Origin of the sequence: Streptosporangium sp. OZ121, assembly GCF_051918885.1 — a bacterium.
GTDB lineage: Bacteria > Actinomycetota > Actinomycetes > Streptosporangiales > Streptosporangiaceae > Streptosporangium.
On record NZ_JBPXMC010000013.1, the window covers coordinates 60,228 to 76,517 of the forward strand.

The 16,290-nt window shown below is 71.4% G+C and carries 18 protein-coding genes; 8 read left to right on the forward strand and 10 right to left on the reverse strand.

The genetic code is table 11. The features are described from left to right. Window positions 1-7: 7 nt before the first annotated feature. Complete coding sequence (gene urtA / locus ACTOQ1_RS23125; RefSeq protein ID WP_440070104.1) at window positions 8-1,243, reverse strand: urea ABC transporter substrate-binding protein; 1,236 nt, start codon at window positions 1,241-1,243, stop codon at window positions 8-10. Between the two features lie 331 nt (window positions 1,244-1,574). Between urtA and ACTOQ1_RS23130 the strand changes: the two genes are divergently transcribed. The 6 genes from ACTOQ1_RS23130 to ACTOQ1_RS23155 all read left to right on the forward strand — a co-directional run bounded on the left by ACTOQ1_RS23130 (window position 1,575) and on the right by ACTOQ1_RS23155 (window position 6,568). Next, window positions 1,575-1,877, forward strand: coding sequence for an urease subunit gamma (locus ACTOQ1_RS23130; RefSeq protein WP_362677318.1), 303 nt, complete (start codon window positions 1,575-1,577; stop codon window positions 1,875-1,877). 166 nt (window positions 1,878-2,043) lie between these two features. Further along, a complete protein-coding gene (locus ACTOQ1_RS23135) occupies window positions 2,044-2,370 on the forward strand; it encodes an urease subunit beta (protein WP_435287046.1) in 327 nt (108 codons plus the stop codon). After that, window positions 2,360-4,075 carry an urease subunit alpha gene (locus ACTOQ1_RS23140; protein WP_440070105.1) on the forward strand — a complete coding sequence of 572 codons (1,716 nt, stop codon included), beginning with the start codon at window positions 2,360-2,362 and terminating at the stop codon, window positions 4,073-4,075. Before ACTOQ1_RS23135 ends, ACTOQ1_RS23140 begins: the two co-directional genes overlap by 11 nt. Window positions 4,076-4,147: 72 nt before the next feature. Then, entirely contained in the window at window positions 4,148-4,999 is an 852-nt protein-coding gene (locus ACTOQ1_RS23145; protein ID WP_440070106.1) for an urease accessory protein UreF, read from the forward strand. 29 nt (window positions 5,000-5,028) lie between these two features. Further along, window positions 5,029-5,697, forward strand: coding sequence for an urease accessory protein UreG (gene ureG, locus ACTOQ1_RS23150; RefSeq protein WP_440070107.1), 669 nt, complete (start codon window positions 5,029-5,031; stop codon window positions 5,695-5,697). A 4-nt stretch (window positions 5,698-5,701) separates the two neighbouring features. Beyond that, the gene (locus ACTOQ1_RS23155) at window positions 5,702-6,568 is read left to right on the forward strand and encodes an urease accessory protein UreD (RefSeq protein WP_440070108.1); all 867 of its coding nucleotides are present in this window, start codon (window positions 5,702-5,704) and stop codon (window positions 6,566-6,568) included. A 94-nt stretch (window positions 6,569-6,662) separates the two neighbouring features. Here the strand turns inward: ACTOQ1_RS23155 and era are convergent, their stop codons facing one another. From era to ACTOQ1_RS23190, 7 genes are all read right to left on the reverse strand, one after another. Then, complete coding sequence (gene era, locus ACTOQ1_RS23160; RefSeq protein ID WP_440070109.1) at window positions 6,663-7,583, reverse strand: GTPase Era; 921 nt, start codon at window positions 7,581-7,583, stop codon at window positions 6,663-6,665. 17 nt (window positions 7,584-7,600) lie between these two features. After that, window positions 7,601-7,933, reverse strand: a complete 333-nt coding sequence (locus ACTOQ1_RS23165; protein ID WP_440070110.1) for a cytidine deaminase — start codon at window positions 7,931-7,933, stop codon at window positions 7,601-7,603. Between the two features lie 178 nt (window positions 7,934-8,111). Beyond that, complete coding sequence (locus ACTOQ1_RS23170) at window positions 8,112-8,645, reverse strand: hypothetical protein (protein WP_440070111.1); 534 nt, start codon at window positions 8,643-8,645, stop codon at window positions 8,112-8,114. 560 nt (window positions 8,646-9,205) lie between these two features. After that, window positions 9,206-10,507 carry a hemolysin family protein gene (locus ACTOQ1_RS23175; protein WP_440070112.1) on the reverse strand — a complete coding sequence of 434 codons (1,302 nt, stop codon included), beginning with the start codon at window positions 10,505-10,507 and terminating at the stop codon, window positions 9,206-9,208. Next, on the reverse strand, window positions 10,504-10,986 hold the full coding sequence (gene ybeY / locus ACTOQ1_RS23180) for an rRNA maturation RNase YbeY (protein ID WP_344742683.1): 483 nt from the start codon (window positions 10,984-10,986) through the stop codon (window positions 10,504-10,506). The genes ACTOQ1_RS23175 and ybeY overlap by 4 nt, the downstream gene beginning before the upstream one ends. Before the next feature lie 132 nt (window positions 10,987-11,118). Further along, window positions 11,119-12,186: a PhoH family protein gene (locus ACTOQ1_RS23185; protein WP_362677341.1), complete on the reverse strand. Its 1,068-nt coding sequence runs from the start codon at window positions 12,184-12,186 to the stop codon at window positions 11,119-11,121. Between the two features lie 92 nt (window positions 12,187-12,278). Beyond that, window positions 12,279-12,629: a histidine triad nucleotide-binding protein gene (locus tag ACTOQ1_RS23190; protein WP_440070213.1), complete on the reverse strand. Its 351-nt coding sequence runs from the start codon at window positions 12,627-12,629 to the stop codon at window positions 12,279-12,281. Window positions 12,630-12,913: 284 nt separating this feature from the next. Between ACTOQ1_RS23190 and ACTOQ1_RS23195 the strand changes: the two genes are divergently transcribed. Both ACTOQ1_RS23195 and ACTOQ1_RS23200 read left to right on the forward strand, forming a co-directional pair. Continuing rightward, complete coding sequence (locus ACTOQ1_RS23195; protein ID WP_043655278.1) at window positions 12,914-13,393, forward strand: SigE family RNA polymerase sigma factor; 480 nt, start codon at window positions 12,914-12,916, stop codon at window positions 13,391-13,393. Further along, a complete protein-coding gene (locus ACTOQ1_RS23200; RefSeq protein WP_440070113.1) occupies window positions 13,390-14,091 on the forward strand; it encodes a hypothetical protein in 702 nt (233 codons plus the stop codon). The genes ACTOQ1_RS23195 and ACTOQ1_RS23200 overlap by 4 nt, the downstream gene beginning before the upstream one ends. Before the next feature lie 177 nt (window positions 14,092-14,268). Here ACTOQ1_RS23200 and ACTOQ1_RS23205 read toward each other — a convergent pair whose 3' ends face one another. Then, window positions 14,269-15,000 carry a 16S rRNA (uracil(1498)-N(3))-methyltransferase gene (locus ACTOQ1_RS23205; RefSeq protein ID WP_440070114.1) on the reverse strand — a complete coding sequence of 244 codons (732 nt, stop codon included), beginning with the start codon at window positions 14,998-15,000 and terminating at the stop codon, window positions 14,269-14,271. A gap of 138 nt (window positions 15,001-15,138) precedes the next feature. Continuing rightward, window positions 15,139-16,281, reverse strand: a complete 1,143-nt coding sequence (gene dnaJ, locus ACTOQ1_RS23210) for a molecular chaperone DnaJ (RefSeq protein ID WP_344742687.1) — start codon at window positions 16,279-16,281, stop codon at window positions 15,139-15,141. Window positions 16,282-16,290: the final 9 nt, after the last annotated feature.

Sequence of the window (16,290 nt, forward strand, 5' to 3'; positions counted from 1 at the left end):
GAGGGGATCAGCCGTTGGCCAGGCCGCTCGCCCAGGGGTAACCCTTGAGGTAGGGGTCGGGCTTGATCGGCTCGCCGGAGTTCCAGACCTCCTTGATGAGGCCGTCGGGCTGGATCACCCCGATCCTGGCCGTCTTGTACATGTGCTGGTTCTCGCCGTCGATGGTGACCAGGCCCTCGGGACGCTCCAGGGCGATGCCTCCGGCGGCCTTCCTGACGGCCTCGACCTCGACGGACCCGGCCTTCTTCACGGCCTCGGCCCAGAGGTAGACGGCGTTGTATCCGGCCTCCATCGGGTCGGAGGTCACCTTGTCGGCGCCGTACTTGGCCTTGAACGCGGCGACGAACTTCTCGTTGGCCGGGTTCTCGGTGGTCTGGTAGTAGTTCCAGGCGACGGGGTGGCCGGCGATGTTGTCGACGCCGATGCCCTTGACCTCCTCCTCGGCGACGCTCACCGACAGGACGGGCATCTGCTCGGCGGTGACCCCGGCGCTGTTGAGCTGCTTGAAGAAGGCGACGTTGCTGTCGCCGTTGAGGGTGTTGAAGACGGCGTCCGGCTTGGCCTGGACGACCTTGTTGGTCAGCGTGCTGTACTCGGTGTGGCCGAGCGGGGTGTACTCCTCGCCGAGGATCTCCATCCCGTTCGCCGCCGCGTACGCCTTGATGATCTTGTTGGCGGTCCGCGGGAAGACGTAGTCGCTGCCGACCAGGAAGATCTTCTTCTTGCCCTGTTCCTTGAGGTAGTCGAGGCCGGGGATGATCTGCTGGTTGGTGGTGGCGCCGGTGTAGAAGATGTACGGCGAGCTCTCCAGGCCCTCGTACTGGACCGGGTACCACAGCAGGGCCTTGCTCCGCTCGAACACCGGCAGCATCGCCTTGCGGCTGGCGGAGGTCCATCCGCCGAAGGTGGTGGCGACCTTGTCCTGGCGGATGAGCTTGGTGGCCTTCTCCGCGAAGGTGGGCCAGTCGGACGCGCCGTCCTCCACGACGGGGATCAGCTTCTTGCCGAGCACGCCTCCGGCGGCGTTGATCTCCTCGATGGCGAGCAGTTCCGAGTCCCGGACGGTCACCTCGCTGATGGCCATGGTGCCGCTGAGCGAGTGCAGGATGCCGACCTTGATGCCGTCCTCACCGCCGCCGGCGGAGGCCTCGTTCGTGCCCGAGGGGGCTTCGCCTCCGCAGGCGGCCAGCGCCGTGGCCAGCGCCGCGACGACGACTCCGGAGCGCCATGCTGTGTTCCTCAATGACTTTCCTCCTTGCCGGTACGGCCCCCGCACCGATCTATCTGCCGTCAAGGTGACTGAGTGAGGTTTCCCGCCTAGTTCGCATTTGTTAATTGCGCTTTACCGGGATTTCACCGCTGTGACAGGACGCGGCGGCGCGGACACCACACCATTTTTTATCCCGACATATCACCAAATTTCGTGATATCTGCTTCGGAATGCGGCGGCATACCCGCAGGAAAGAACGCGTCGAGGAGCGCTTCTTCCCCGTTCGCACCACTCGCGGCACCTGGAAACCGGCACGACATCGACGCGCAACATCATGGAAACCGCCGGTTCCTATGGTCCGGGAATGCGGCTCACACCACACGAGCAGGAACGCCTGCTCATCCACGTCGCCGCCGGTGTCGCCCGCGACCGCAGGTCACGGGGCCTCCGGCTCAACCACCCCGAGGCCACCGCGATCATCGCGTCCTTCCTCATGGAGGGCGCCAGGGACGGGCGCACCGTCGCCGAGCTGATGGACGCGGGCCGCAAGGTGCTGTCCCGCGACGACGTCATGGACGGGGTGCCGGAAATGCTGTCGTCGGTCCAGATCGAGGCCACCTTTCCCGACGGCACCAAGCTCGTCACCGTCCACCAGCCCATCCCGTGAGCCCAGGCCGATCCCGTGAGAGCCGGCCGCCCTCCCGCACGCCGGGCGACCCCGTGGAGACCGGCCGCCCCGCGCACGCCGGGCGGTTCCGTGATGACCAGCCGCTCGCGCGCACGCCGGGCGATCCGCGACACACCCTGCCGCACTCCAGGAACGGTGAACGCCGATGACACCCGGTGAGATCCAGTACGGCGACGCGCCCATCCCGCTCAACCCGGGCCGCGAGCGCGTCACCGTCCGCGTCGTCAACACCGCCGACCGGCCGATCCAGGTCGGCTCGCACTACCACTTCGCCGCGTGCAACCCGGGTCTGGAGTTCGACCGCCAGGCGGCCTGGGGCACCCGGCTCGACGTCCCGGCCGGCACGGCGGTGCGCTTCGAGCCCGGCGTGGAGCGCGACGTGACCCTCGTACCGATCGGCGGACTGCGGATCGTCCCCGGTCTCCGCCCGGAGTGGGCCGGACCTCTCGACGGGAGCCCCAGTGTTCATTGAACGATCCCGCTACGCCGCGCTCTACGGCCCCACCACCGGCGACCGGATCAGGCTGGCCGACACCGACCTGCTCATCGAGGTCACCGAGGACCTCTCGATGGGCCCGTCGGGGGCGGGCGACGAGGCCGTCTTCGGCGGCGGCAAGGTCATCAGGGAGTCGATGGGCCAGGCCAGGACCACCAGGGCAGAGGGCTCGCCAGACCTGGTGATCACCGGCGCGGTGATCCTCGACCACTGGGGTGTGGTCAAGGCCGACATCGGGATCAGGGAAGGCCGCATCGTCGCGATCGGCAAGGCGGGAAACCCCGACACCATGGACGGCGTCCACCCGGACCTGGTCATCGGCCCCTCGACCGAGATCCTCGCGGGCAACGGGAAGATCCTGACCGCCGGCGCGATCGACTCCCACGTCCACCTGATCTGCCCGCAGATCCTCGACGAGGCCCTCGCCGCCGGGGTGACCACCGTCGTGGGCGGCGGCACCGGGCCCGCCGAGGGCACCAAGGCCACCACCGTCACCGGCACCTGGTATCTCGCCCGGATGCTGGAGTCGCTCGACTCCTACCCGATCAACGTCGCGCTTCTCGGCAAGGGCAACACGGTCAGCCGAGAGGGCCTGCTCGAACAGCTCCGCGCCGGGGCCTCGGGTTTCAAGCTGCACGAGGACTGGGGCACCACCCCGGCCGCCATCGACGCCTGCCTGTCGGTCGCCGACGCCACCGGCACCCAGGTCACCATCCACACCGACACCCTCAACGAGGCCGGGTTCGTGGAGTCGACGCTGGTGGCGATCGGCGACCGGATGATCCACGCGTACCACACCGAGGGAGCGGGCGGCGGCCACGCGCCGGACATCATCCGGGTCGCCTCCTACGGCAACATCCTGCCGTCCTCGACCAACCCGACCCGCCCGCACACCGTCAACACGCTCGACGAGCACCTCGACATGCTGATGGTCTGCCACCACCTCAACCCGTCCATCCCCGAGGACCTGGCGTTCGCCGAGTCGCGGATCCGGCCGTCCACGATGGCGGCCGAGGACATCCTGCACGACATGGGCGCGATCTCGATGATCGGCTCGGACTCCCAGGCGATGGGCCGGGTGGGTGAGACGATCATCCGTACCTGGCAGACCGCGCACGTGATGAAGCGCCGCCGCGGCGCGCTGCCCGGCGACGGCCCGGCCGACAACCTCCGCGCCCGGCGCTACGTCGCCAAGTACACGATCTGCCCGGCGACGGCCCACGGCCTGGACGGCGAGGTCGGCTCGGTGGAGACCGGCAAGCTGGCCGACCTGGTCCTGTGGGACCCGGCCTTCTTCGGCGTCAAGCCGGACCTGGTGGTCAAGGGCGGTGTCATCGCGTACGCCCAGATGGGCGACGCCAACGCGTCCATCCCGACCCCGCAGCCGGTCATGCCGCGCCCGATGTTCGGCGCCGCCCCGGTCACCGCCGCCGCCACATCGGTCCACTTCGTCGCCCCCCTCGCGATCGAGGACGGCCTCGCCGACCGCCTGGCTGTGCGCAGGCGCCTGCTGCCGGTGGCCGACGTCCGCCGCAGGGGCAAGGAGAGCATGCCGCTCAACGACGCCATGCCCAGGATCGAGGTCCACCCCGACACCTTCGCCGTCAGCGTCGACGGCGAAGTGATCGAACCCGCCCCCGCCGAGACCCTGCCCATGACCCAGCGCTACTTCCTGTTCTGAGCGGCGCCCGCTCGACCGCGGCGCCGCCTCGCCCAGCAGGTCCCGTCCAGCCGAAAGGAGACCCCGTAGCGCATGAACGCCGCGTTGCTGCTCCTGGCCGACTCCCGGCTGCCCGCCGGGGGCCACGGCCACTCCGGGGGCGCCGAGGAGGCGGTCAGGATCGGCGCGATCCACGACCTTCCCGGCCTCGCCGCCTTCCTGCGGGGCCGCCTGGCCACCGCGGGCCTGGTGACGGCCGCCCTCGCCGCCGCGGCCTGCGAGCTCGGCGCGGCCCACCTCGCCGCGAGCCTCCCGCCCCCGGCGGACGGCCCACCGGCGGAGGTCCCCGCGCGGACGAACGGCGTCGCCCTCGCTCCCACTCCCGCGAACGGCTCGTCCCCCCATCCAGAGACGGGCCGTTCCGGGTGGGTACGGCTGGACGCGGAGGCCGATGCCAGGATCTCCTCTCCCGCCCAGCGGGAGGCGAGCCGCACGCAGGGCAGGCTGCTGCTGCGTACCTCGCGGAGGATCTGGCCCTCCCCCGTGCTCGACACCCTGGCCGGGGCCGTGCCCCAGGGCGTCCACCACCCGCTCGCGCTCGGCGCGGTGGCGGCCGTGGCGGGGTGCTCCCCCGCCGAGGCCGCCCTCGCGGCGGCCTACACCTCCGTCACCGGACCCGCCACGGCGGCGGTGCGGCTGCTGGGCCTCGACCCGGTCGCCGTCCACCGCCTGCTCGCCGATCTCGCCCCGGCCCTGGAACGGGTCGCGGCCACCGTCCCCACCGGGGAGGCCCCGCGGTCACGGGAATCCCAGGAATCCCAGGAACCCAGGGAGTCCTGGGATTCCTGGGATTCCTGGGAGTCACTGCCCGCGCACGCCGCCCCCGCGCTCGACCTGCTCGCCGAACAGCACATCCGCGCAGATCTGAGGCTCTTCGTCTCCTGACGACCACCTGGAAGGACGGTGACCCCCCCATGGGCGCCAACCACGACGACCACCATCACGCCGCCGACCCTCACGGACGAGCACTGCGCCTGGGCATCGGAGGGCCCGTCGGCAGCGGCAAGACCGCGCTGACCGCGGCCCTGTGCCGGACGCTCGGCCCCTCGATGCGCCTGGGCGTGGTGACCAACGACATCTACACCACCGAGGACGCCGACTTCCTGCGCAGGGCGGGCGTGCTCGACCCGGAGCGGATCGTCGCCGTGCAGACCGGGTGCTGCCCGCACACCGCCATCCGCGACGACATCGCGGCCAACCTCGACGCGGTGGAGACCCTGGAGGAGCGGTTCGGCCCGCTCGACCTGGTGATCGTGGAGAGCGGCGGGGACAATCTCACCGCGACCTTCAGCAGGGGCCTGGCCGACCGGCAGATCTTCGTGCTGGACGTGTCGGGCGGCGACAAGGTCCCGCGCAAGGGCGGCCCGGGCGTGACGACGGCCGACCTGCTCGTGGTCAACAAGACCGACCTGGCCCCGATGGTCGGCGCGGACCTCACGGTCATGTCGCGCGACGCGGCGGCCGTGCGGGAGGGCAGGCCCGTGCTGTTCACCTCGATCAGGGAGGATCCGAGCGCGCACGCGGTCTCCGAATGGGTCACCGGCCTGGTCGAGTCCTGGGCCCACGAGCACTCCAACGCCTGACCCCATGCCCGTCACCGACTCCGCCCCGGCTCCCGCCCCCGCCCCCGGCCGCGCGCCCGCACCCGTCCACGACGACGTCCCCACGTCCGCACGATCCGTACGGCCGGAGCCGGGGCCGGTCGGGCGGCGGTCGATGAGGGCGCGGGCGGCGATCGTCACCCGCCGGGACTCCGGCGGCCGGACCGTCCTCGCCACGATGCGTTCGGGCCCGCCGCTCACGGTCCGGGCGACCGCACCGGACCGGGTGCACCTGGTGTCCACCGCGGCGGGCCCGCTGGGCGGCGACGACCTGGCCCTCGACATCGAGGTGGCGCCGGGAACCTCGCTGGAGGTGCGGTCGGTCGCGAGCACGCTGGTGCTGCCCGGCTCCGCGGGGGCCGAGTCGGTGATGACGATCACGGCCAGGGTCGGCGCGGGCGCCTCGTTGCGGTTCGCGCCGGAGCCGACGGTGCTCGCGGCGGGCTGCCTGCACCGCACGGTCGTCCGGCTGGACCTGGCGGAGGACGCGCGGGTGCTCTGGCGCGAGGAGATCGTCTTCGGCCGGTACGGCGAGCGGCCGGGACGCTGCCACTCGCGCTTCGACGCCGTCCTCGGCGGGGTGCCGCTGCTCCGCCAGGAGTTCGTGGTGGGCGACCCGGAGATCGACGACAGCTCCGCCGTCTACGGCGACGCCCGCTGCGTGGGCAGCACCCTGATCACCGGGCGGGCGCCGGAGACGGTGGTCGGGGACGGCTGGGCCGTCCTCCCCCTGGCCGGCCCCGGCACCCTGGTCTCCGCGCTCGGCCGGGACGCCGTCGAGCTGCGGCGGCGGCTCCGGCACGGCGAGGAGGCGACCGCCCTTGACGGGGCGGGGCCGGACTCCCGGTCGTGAAACCGCCCTTGAGGGGGCGGCCGGGCCGGCAGTCGAGACGTCAGTCCGTCGGTGGGTCAGACCCGCCGCAGCGTCACCATGAACATCATCACTGTCAGTCGTAGAAGCCCAGGCGGCGGAGTTGCTTGGGGTCGCGCTGCCAGTCCTTGGCGACGCTGATGCGCAGGTCGAGGTAGACGCGGGTGCCGAGGAGCGCCTCGATCTGCCGGCGGGCGCGGCTGCCGACGTCCTTGAGCCGGGAACCCTTGTGCCCGATCACGATGGCCTTCTGGGACGGGCGCTCGACGAACATGTGCGCGTAGATGTCGAGGAGGTCGTCGCGGCCCTCTCTCGGCATCATCTCGTCGACGACGACCGCGATCGAGTGCGGCAGCTCGTCGCGCACGCCCTCCAGTGCCGCCTCGCGGATCAGCTCGCCCACCAGCACCTGCTCGGGCTCGTCGGTGAGCTGCCCTCCCTCGTACAGCGGCGGGCTCTCCGGGAGTCGCTGGACCAGCACGTCGGCCAGCACGTCGAGTTGCTCGCCCGACTGCGCGGAGACCGGCACGATGTCGTCGAAGTCGGCGAGCTGGGAGATCGCGAGCAGCTGCGCGGCGATCTGCTCGCGGGTCGCCAGGTCGCACTTGGTCACCACGGCGACCACCGGGGTCTTCTTGATGCCCGCGAGCTTCTCCGCGATGAACCGGTCGCCCTTGCCGATGGGCTCGTTGGCCGGCACGCAGAAGCCGATCACGTCGACCTCGGTGAGGGTGGAGAGCACCAGGCTGTCCAGCCGCTCGCCCAGGAGCGTGCGCGGCCGGTGCAGGCCCGGCGTGTCGACGATGACGAGCTGGGAGTCGGGGCGGTGCACGATGCCACGGATGGCCCGGCGGGTCGTCTGGGGCTTGGAAGAGGTGATCGCCACCTTCGTGCCGACCAACGCGTTCATCAGCGTGGACTTGCCGACGTTGGGCCGGCCGACGAAGCAGGCGAAACCGGCATGGAAATCAGCAGCTGAGGAACTCACGTCAACCATTGTCGCCGATGCCGGACTCAGCTCTGACGCGGTGTCCCGTCGGGACCGGCCACGAGCACGGTCTCGCCGCCCAGATCGCGGACCGCCGAAGTGTCGGCGTCGGAGGGACCGTCACCCGCCGTGACCAGCGCGGCGGCCTCCAGCGACTCCGCTCCGCTGGACACGGCCATCGCCACGGCGACCTGGAGCGCCGACAAGGTCAGAGACGGCAGTGCCACATTGGTCGCCGAGTAGGTCCGGCCGGTCTCGTCCCGCACGGCGGCCCCCTCGGCGGCACCGTTGCGGGCACGGGCGGAACGGGCCAGCACGATGATCTTCTTGTCCTCGGGATCGAGGGTCGCGTCACTCACGGCACAAGGGTATTCAGCTCCCGGCCCCCGCGGCGACCCGGCCTCGCCCAGGCGGGGATCCCCTTCGAACAGCGGTACCCCGGCGGCCTCCCCCAGGCGGTGCTCACCCGGACGGTGACCTCCCAGAGGGTGACCCCTTCGCCGGACGGTGGCCTCTCACAGCCCGGACGGTGACCTCTCACGCGCCGGCCTCGCCGGCCTCGCCGACCAGCAGGCGGGCGAGCTGCCCGGTACGCGCGGCGTCGACGTCCCTGACCCCGGCGTGCACCAGCGAGACCAGGGTGTGGCCGCTGAGGGCGAACACCAGGTGGATCTCGTACGGGTATCCGTTCAGCCTGCCGTTCAGCCGCCTGGCCTGCACCCCGTCACCGACCGGGCCCAGGTCCAGGTCGGAGACCCTGAAGGCGGTGCCGCGCCCGGCGACGGGGGCCCGCGCGACCGGGCAGCCGCCCAGCGCCTCGGCGAGCTCGCCGAAGTGGAGCGCCGCGTCGTCACCGCCGTAGGAGGCGAGGCCGAACCCGGCCAGTTCCCCGACCCCGTCGCCCTGATAGGTCACGGCGGCCCTCGCTCCCAGCGCCCGCTTCGGCGGCCTGCCTCCGGCGGCGTCGAGGACGAGCCGGCAGTCCTCGTCGACGGCCCGGAAGGGGGCGCGCCAGCCGTTGCGCGGGCGGGCCGAGAATCCGTCCGGCAGGTCCCGCGCCTCGCTGAGCACCCTCCGCAGCCGGTTCAGCTCCGCGGCGCGGTCCGTGGCGCCGTCGGGCCCCGACTCACCGCCACACCCGACCGAAATACTTGATAAAAGCCCATATAACACCGCAAAAACGACAAAGCTCGTTCCCCGTGCCATGAGCATTCCCCCGATGTCATGGGCGAGGCGTCCCGTCCCCACCGACTCGCTTTCTTCCCCGTCGGCAAAAGCGGCAATCATTCAATAAACGCCCAAGGGTGCCCTCAACCGCATTTCACGGTCGAGAACACCCTTGAGCGAGTGACGCAGAACAGCCTCGGAGCTCTGCGTGACTCTGTCTCCCCCTGAAGCCGATCCCCCGCACCGCGAACCCCTCCGGGCGCCGGGACCTTCTCCACCGGCCCCCGCGCGACCGGGTGCCGTGAGAGGAGCATCGCGCGCCCCGCTTGCAGGAGGCTTGCGGGCGGCTTGGGAACGGATCGGCCCACCGGATCCGCCCGCCGGGATCGGCCGACCCGGATCCGCCCCACCTGGATCCACCCGTCCCGGGCGTTCCCCGGGCCACCACGGCGGCCCGGGAGCCCTCACTGGTCGGCGGAGGCCGAGACCGAGTCGGGCTCGGCGGGAACGGTCCTGGTGACGAGGACCGTACCGATCCGGTTGCGGCGACCGGCGAGGCTCTCGGCCGTCAGGCTGAGCCCCTCGACCACCGCCTGGGAACCGGCGATCGGCACCCGGCCCAGCGCGTGCGCCAGCAGCCCGCCGACGGTCTCGACGTCGTCGACCTCCAGCTCGATGCCGAACAGGTCCTCCAGGTCACCGACCGGGAGCCTGGCGGTCACCCGGACCGCGCCGCCCTCCAGCGGCTCCACCCTGGGCGCCTCCTGGTCGTACTCGTCGGCGATCTCACCGACGATCTCCTCCAGGATGTCCTCGATGGTGACCAGGCCGGCCGTGCCGCCGTACTCGTCGATGACGATGGCCTGGTGTATCTGGCGGGCCTGCATCTCGCGGAGCAGCTGGTCGATCGGCTTGCTCTCCGGCACGTAGGTGGCCGGGCGCATGAGGGACTCCACCGGCTCGGCGCGCCCCTCCTCACCGATGTCCTGCACCCGGCGCGCGATGTCCTTGAGGTAGGCGATGCCGATGACGTCGTCCTCGTTCTCACCGACCACGGGGATCCGCGAGAAACCGCTGCGCAGGGCGAGCGACAGGGCCTGGTTCAGCGTCTTGCCGCGCTCGATGAACACCATGTCGGTGCGGGGCACCATGACCTCGCGGACCAGGGTGTCGCCGAGCTCGAAGACCGAGTGGATCATCTCCCGCTCGTCGGGCTCGATGACCCTGCGCTCCTCGGCCAGGTCGACCAGGTCGCGCAGCTCGGCCTCGGAGGTGAAGGGCCCCTCGCGGAAGCCCTTGCCGGGCGTCACCGCGTTGCCGAGCAGGATGAGCAGCTTGGGCAGGGGCCCGAAGATCCGGGTCAGGCCGTAGACCAGGGGTGCGCTGGCGAGCGCGATCGGCTCCGCGTGCTGGCGGCCCAGCGTGCGCGGAGAGACCCCGACGATCACGTAGCTGACGACGATCATGACGGCCGCCGCGGCGGTGTAGGCCCAGCCCTGGTCACCGAGCCAGTCGATGAACAGCAGCGTGGCGATCACCGTGGCGACCAGCTCACAGCTCAGCCGGAGCAGGAGCAGCAGGTTCAGGTAGCGCGGCGGGTCGGCGACGATGGCCTGCAGGCGCTCCGCGCCCCGGCGGCCGTCGCGGACGAACTCCTCCGCGCGGACCCTTGAGATGCGGGTCAGGGCCGTCTCCGCACTGGCGATCAACCCGCCGACCACGACGAGGACGACGGCCGAGAACAACCACCCGTTGGCGAAGTTCACCGCTGGGGGCGCACCTCCCGCCACGACTCCAGAAGCTCGCCCTGCAGGCCGAACATCTCCTTGTGCTCCTCGGGCTCGGCGTGGTCGTAGCCGAGCAGGTGGAGGATGCCGTGCGTGCACAGCAGCTCCAGCTCGGCCTCGGTGCCGTGCCCGGCCTCGGCCCCCTGCTTGGCGGCCACCTGCGGGCAGAGCACCACGTCGCCGAGGAGCGCCGGGTCGGTGGGCGCGTCGCCCTCCTGCCTGGCGCCCGCGCCGGGACCGGGGCGCAGCTCGTCCATCGGGAAGGCGAGCACGTCCGTGGGACCCGGCTCACCCATCCACTGCTCGTGCAGCACCGACATGGCCTCTTCGTCGACGACCAGGATCGACAGCTCGGCGAGCGGGTTGATGCCCATCCGCTCCAGCACGTGCCCCGCCAGCGAGACGATGAGCCCCTCGTCGATCTCGACGCCGGACTCGTTGTTGACCTCGACGCTCATCGGCCGTTCCCCGCTCCCCGCCCGCCGCGCGACCGGTTCGTGCCACACGACCCGATCCGCTTCTCGCGCCGGAGCCGCTCCGTGCTCATCGCTCGCCCACCGCTTCTCGACCGGCCGCCGGCCCGTCCACTCTCATGATCTCCCCCGGGGGCGCTGCTTGACGACGCCCTTGATCTGCTCCACCGCGCTGCTCTGGCGCTGCGTCTCGTCGTAGCGCCCGTATGCGTCCACGATGTCTCCCACCAGCTTATGCCGCACCACGTCGGCACTGGTCAGGCGACTGAAGTGGATGTCGGAGATGCCCTCGAGGATGTCCTGGACGACCCTGAGGCCGCTCTGGGTGCCGTTCGGCAGGTCGACCTGGGTGACGTCACCGGTGACGACGATCTTCGAGTTGAAGCCCAGCCGCGTCAGGAACATCTTCATCTGCTCCGGCGAGGTGTTCTGCGCCTCGTCCAGGATGATGTAGGCGTCGTTGAGCGTACGGCCGCGCATGTAGGCCAGGGGGGCGACCTCGATCGTGCCCGCGGCCATCAGCCTGGGGATCGAGTCGGGATCGAGCATGTCGTGCAGCGCGTCGTAGAGCGGGCGCAGGTAGGGGTCGATCTTCTCGTAGAGCGTGCCGGGCAGGAATCCCAGCCGCTCGCCCGCCTCTACCGCGGGGCGGGTGAGGATGATCCTGTTGACCTTCTTCTCCTGGAGGGCCTTCACCGCCTTCGCCATGGCGAGGTAGGTCTTGCCCGTGCCGGCCGGTCCGATGCCGAAGACGACGGTGAACTTGTCGATCGCGTCGACGTAACGCTTCTGGTTCACGGTCTTCGGGCGGATGGTCCGGCCCCGCGAGGAGATGATGTCCAGGGAGAGGACCTCGGCGGGCCGGTCGGAGGTCATCCGCAGCATGGCGATGCTGCGCTCGACCGCGTCGGCCGTGAGCTGCGCGCCCCCGCGGACGAGTTCGGACATCTCCTCGAAGAGCCGCACCACGGTGCTGCTCTCCTCGGGGCTGCCGGTGACGGTGATCTCGTTGCCCCGGACGTGGATGTCGGCGCGGAAGGCGCCCTCGATGACGCGCAACAGCTCGTCGCGCGAGCCCAGCAGGCTGACCATCGACTGATCGTCCGGAATAACCACCTTCGCCTGGGTCCGGCTGGCACCCCGGGACCGCGGCGGCGTTCTGCTGGAATCGTTTGTCTCGGACATGAGCGGGCCTTACGGCCTGTTCGCCTCCAGATATAGGCGCGGAACTTCAACGCCATGCTAGCCGCGATCGCCAGGATCGCGCTTGCCGGTTTTCAGCCGGGCGGCCACTGCAGGCCGCGCCCGCCGAGCACGTGTCCGTGCACGTGGAAGACGGTCTGGCCGGCACCGGGCCCGGTGTTGAACACCAGCCGGTAGCCCGACTCCACGACCCCCTCGCGCAGGGCGACCTCGTGCGCGACCCTGATCACCTCGTCGGCCAGGCCGTGGTCGGCGGCGGCCAGGGCGGCCGCGTCCCGGTAGTGACCCTTGGGGATCACCAGCACGTGGGTCGGCGCCTGGGGATTGACGTCGCGGAAGGCCAGCGCGCGATCGGTCTCGTAGACGATCTCCGCGGGAATCTCCTTGGCCACGATCCTGCAGAACAGGCAGTCGGCTTCGCTCACCATGACAGGCACCATACCGCCGAGGACGTTGCGAATCGGTGATGGTTCCCGTCCGCAAACAAAGATCCGCCCGGATATGGTGGGTGTGCAAAACTTCAACCACGACAGCCCTTTGCGCGCAGCAATATATGGCCGCCTGGCGAGGACACGACTGGGTCATGCCCCCTAATGAACCGGAAGAGCGTAAACCCTCTGGGAAGGCCAAGCGTCCCACTGATGTGACCACCGAGACCCTCGTGGCCGACAGGTCGCTCGGGGCGGTGCCCGTCGGATGGGATGCCGACATGGCCGTTACCGCGCTCTACAGCGCGCACTATCGGTCTCTTGTCCGTCTCGCCGTCTTACTCGTCCGCGACATGGCAACCGCGGAGGAGGTCGTGCAGGACGCGTTCGTCGCCATCCATGGCGCCTGGCGCCGACTGCGCGACACCGACAAGGCACTGGCCTATCTGCGACAGTCGGTCGTCAACCGATCACGTTCGGTGCTTCGGCATCGGGCGGTCGTCGAGAAGTACGCGCCCAAGGGCATGCCCGACGCGCCGAGCGCCGAGAACGGGGCGATCGGCGAGTTCGAGCGTTCCGCCGTCATCGAGGCGCTCCGCGGGCTGCCCGCACGCCAGCGGGAGGCCCTGGTGCTGCGCTACTACGGAGACCTGTCCGAGGCGCAGATCGCCCATGCGATGGGCATCAGCAAAGGCGCGGTCAAGAGCCACACGGCTCGCGGCATGGCCGCCCTCCGAACCTCACTGGAGCAACTGTCATGACCGACTCCCCGGATGAGTACGGCGAGCTGCTTCGCCGCGCGCTCAGCGCGGAGGCGAACTCGGTCGTTCCCTCCCCGGACGGGCTGGAGGTGATCCGCGGACGCATCGAGCGGCGCGGGATCCGCCGGCTGGTGTGGTGGCGCGCCGGGGCCTCCGTCGCGGGCGCGGTCCTCGTCGCGGCGACCGTCGTCATGGTGGTTCCCCAGTTCCGCGAGGAGGTGGGCCGCCAGGTGAGGGTCGAGTGGATCAAGTTCGCCGAGTCGACCCCTCCCGTCGACGGGTCCGCCACCTCACGTCCCCCGGCGCCCTCCTCGCAACCGCCGTCCGACCCCGCCCCGCTTCCGGCCGCCAGCAGGTCGGACCCCGGCGCCACCATGCTCTCGCCGAGGCCCGCGCCGTCCAGGAGCGCGGCGCCCAGCACGCGGCCCACCTCCAGGCCCAACCCGGCGACGACGGCTCCCCGGCCGACGCCGACACCGACGCCCACCTGCCCCACCCCCCTCGACAGCCCCACCGTCGAGCCCAGCGGGGTCTTCAGGAGGTGCGAGGAGATCGAGGCGACACCGACGCCGACGAAGACGAGGCCGGCTCCCTCGGAGAGTCCGTGCTCGCCCGACGAGTGCGCGCCGTCGGGCGACGCCTCGCCTCCCATGCCGACGGAGGCGAGCACCCCGGTTCCGATCCCCACCCAGAGTTAGCGCGGTGACCGGTCACGGCGCCCCTGACCGGTTCTCTCCCCGCCACCCGCTCGCGGGGGCGGATCCCCGGGGCCTCACGAGCGCTTCCCCTTGGCCTCACACCTCCGGGACCTCACGACACGGATTCGCCGGGACCGGCGACCGCCGAGGGGCGACCGGCCGCGCACCGGCGGGATGTCACCAGCGGCCGCTGCGCGTCTGGAGCACCGCCGCCGCGACGACCCCGGCGGTCGAGGTGCGCAGCACCGTCGGCCCGAGCAGCGCCGGCACCGCCTTGGCCTCACGGAACGCGGCGATCTCCTCGCCCGAGACCCCGCCCTCGGGGCCGACCACCACGACGATGTCGCCACCGGCGGGGAGGGACAGGCCGGACAGCGGGGCGGTGGCCTCCTCGTGCAGCACCACGCCCAGCGCCGCCGCCGACAGCAGGCCGGCGACCTTCGCGGTGGACGCGAGCTCCGTCACCTCCGGCAGGTGGAAACGGCGCGACTGCTTGCCCGCCTCGCGTGCCGTGAACCGCCAGCGGGCCAGCGCCTTGGCCGCCCGTTCGCCCTTCCACTGGGTGACACACCTGGCCGCGGCCCAGGGGACGATCACGTCGACCCCCGCCTCGGTCATCATCTCCACGGCCAGCTCGCCCCGGTCGCCCTTGGGCAGGCCCTGGACCACGACCAGGCGCGGTGACGGCACGGGCACGTCGTGGCGGCGCAGCACCTCGACCCGGAGCGAGTCCCTGCCCGCCTCGGTCACCACGCACTCGGCGACGGAGCCCGCCCCGTCGGTCAGGTCGAGCCGCTCCCCCGCCCGCAGCCGCCGTACGGCCGCCGCGTGGCGCCCCTCGGGACCGCCGAAGACGAACGCCGGCCTGGCCAGGTCGGCGGGGTCGGCCAGGAAGACCGGGACGGTCATGGGCCGTCGGAGCAGGACGGGCCGGGGCGCCACGCCCCGGAGCCGGCCCGGCGCGGGTGACACGCCCCTGGGACGGCCGGGGCGGGACGCCCCGGCCGCACGCGGGCCAGGCCTCGACGCGACCGGGCTCGGGCCGGGTCAGCGGCCATTGAAGGCGTCCCGCAGGCGGGAGAAGAAGCTCTGCTGCCCTGGGGCGAACTTGCCCGGCGGGCGCTCCTCGCCGCGGAGCCTGGCGAGCTCCTTCAGCAGCTCCTCCTGCTCGGCGTCGAGGCGGGAGGGGGTCTCCACGTTCACGTGGATCAGCAGGTCGCCGCGGCCCGTCTCGTTCAGGCGCTGCACGCCCCGCCCGTAGAGCGGGATCGTCTGCCCCGACTGCGTGCCGGGACGGATGTCGAGCTCCTCGGCGCCGTCGAGCGTCTCCATGGTCAGGATGGTGCCGAGCGCGGCCGCGGTCATCGGGATCTGCACGGTGCAGTGCAGGTCGTCGCCGCGCCTCTCGAAGATCTCGTGGGGACGCTCGACGATCTCCAGGAACAGGTCGCCGGGCGGGCCTCCCCCCGGGCCGATCTCGCCCTCGCCGGCGAGCTGGATGTGGGTGCCGTCCTCGACCCCGGCCGGGATGCGGACCTTGATGGTCCGCCGGGTGCGGACCCGGCCGTCGCCCGAGCACTCCTGGCAGGGGTTGCGGATGATCGACCCGAAGCCGCCGCACTGGGGGCAGGGGCGGGAGGTCATGACCTGGCCGAGGAAGGACCGGGTGACCTGGGAGACCTCACCCCGGCCGTGACACATGTCACAGGTGTCGGGGTGGGTGCCGGCCGCCGCGCCGGAGCCCGTGCAGACCTCGCAGACCACGGCGGTGTCGACGACCAGCTCGCGGGTCGTGCCGAAGCCCGACTCGCGCAGGTCGAGCTCGACCCGGATGGTGGCGTTGCGCCCGCGCCGGGCACGGGAGCGGGGACCCCGGCCACCGCCGCCACCGGCCGCGCCGAAGAAGGCGTCCATGATGTCGCTGAACGGGAAGCCGGCACCGAAGCCCCCGGCCCCCGCGCCGCCGCCCGAGGCGAACGGGTCGGCACCCATGTCGTACATCTGCCGCTTGCTGGAGTCGGACAGGACCTCGTAGGCCTGCGTGATCTCCTTGAAGCGTTCCTGGGTCTCGGGGTCGGGGTTGACGTCGGGATGCAGCTCGCGCGCCAGGCGCCGGTACGCCTTCTTGATCTCTTCCGCACTGGCGTCACGGCGCACCCCGAGGGTGCCGTAGTAGTCGCTCTTAGCCACTTTTCGTTG

Bases quoted from the DNA above. Each gene is read 5' to 3' on its own strand.
- ACTOQ1_RS23200 (WP_440070113.1), top strand. From the start codon at position 13,390: ATGACCGACTCCCCGGATGAGTACGGCGAGCTGCTTCGCCGCGCGCTC.
- ybeY (WP_344742683.1), bottom strand. From the start codon at position 10,986: ATGAGCGTCGAGGTCAACAACGAGTCCGGCGTCGAGATCGACGAGGGG.
- ACTOQ1_RS23155 (WP_440070108.1), top strand. From the start codon at position 5,702: ATGCCCGTCACCGACTCCGCCCCGGCTCCCGCCCCCGCCCCCGGCCGC.
- ACTOQ1_RS23185 (WP_362677341.1), bottom strand. From the start codon at position 12,186: ATGTCCGAGACAAACGATTCCAGCAGAACGCCGCCGCGGTCCCGGGGT.
- era (WP_440070109.1), bottom strand. From the start codon at position 7,583: ATGGTTGACGTGAGTTCCTCAGCTGCTGATTTCCATGCCGGTTTCGCC.
- ACTOQ1_RS23135 (WP_435287046.1), top strand. From the start codon at position 2,044: ATGACACCCGGTGAGATCCAGTACGGCGACGCGCCCATCCCGCTCAAC.
- ACTOQ1_RS23195 (WP_043655278.1), top strand. From the start codon at position 12,914: ATGGCCGTTACCGCGCTCTACAGCGCGCACTATCGGTCTCTTGTCCGT.
- ACTOQ1_RS23205 (WP_440070114.1), bottom strand. From the start codon at position 15,000: ATGACCGTCCCGGTCTTCCTGGCCGACCCCGCCGACCTGGCCAGGCCG.
- ACTOQ1_RS23145 (WP_440070106.1), top strand. From the start codon at position 4,148: ATGAACGCCGCGTTGCTGCTCCTGGCCGACTCCCGGCTGCCCGCCGGG.
- ACTOQ1_RS23130 (WP_362677318.1), top strand. From the start codon at position 1,575: ATGCGGCTCACACCACACGAGCAGGAACGCCTGCTCATCCACGTCGCC.
- ureG (WP_440070107.1), top strand. From the start codon at position 5,029: ATGGGCGCCAACCACGACGACCACCATCACGCCGCCGACCCTCACGGA.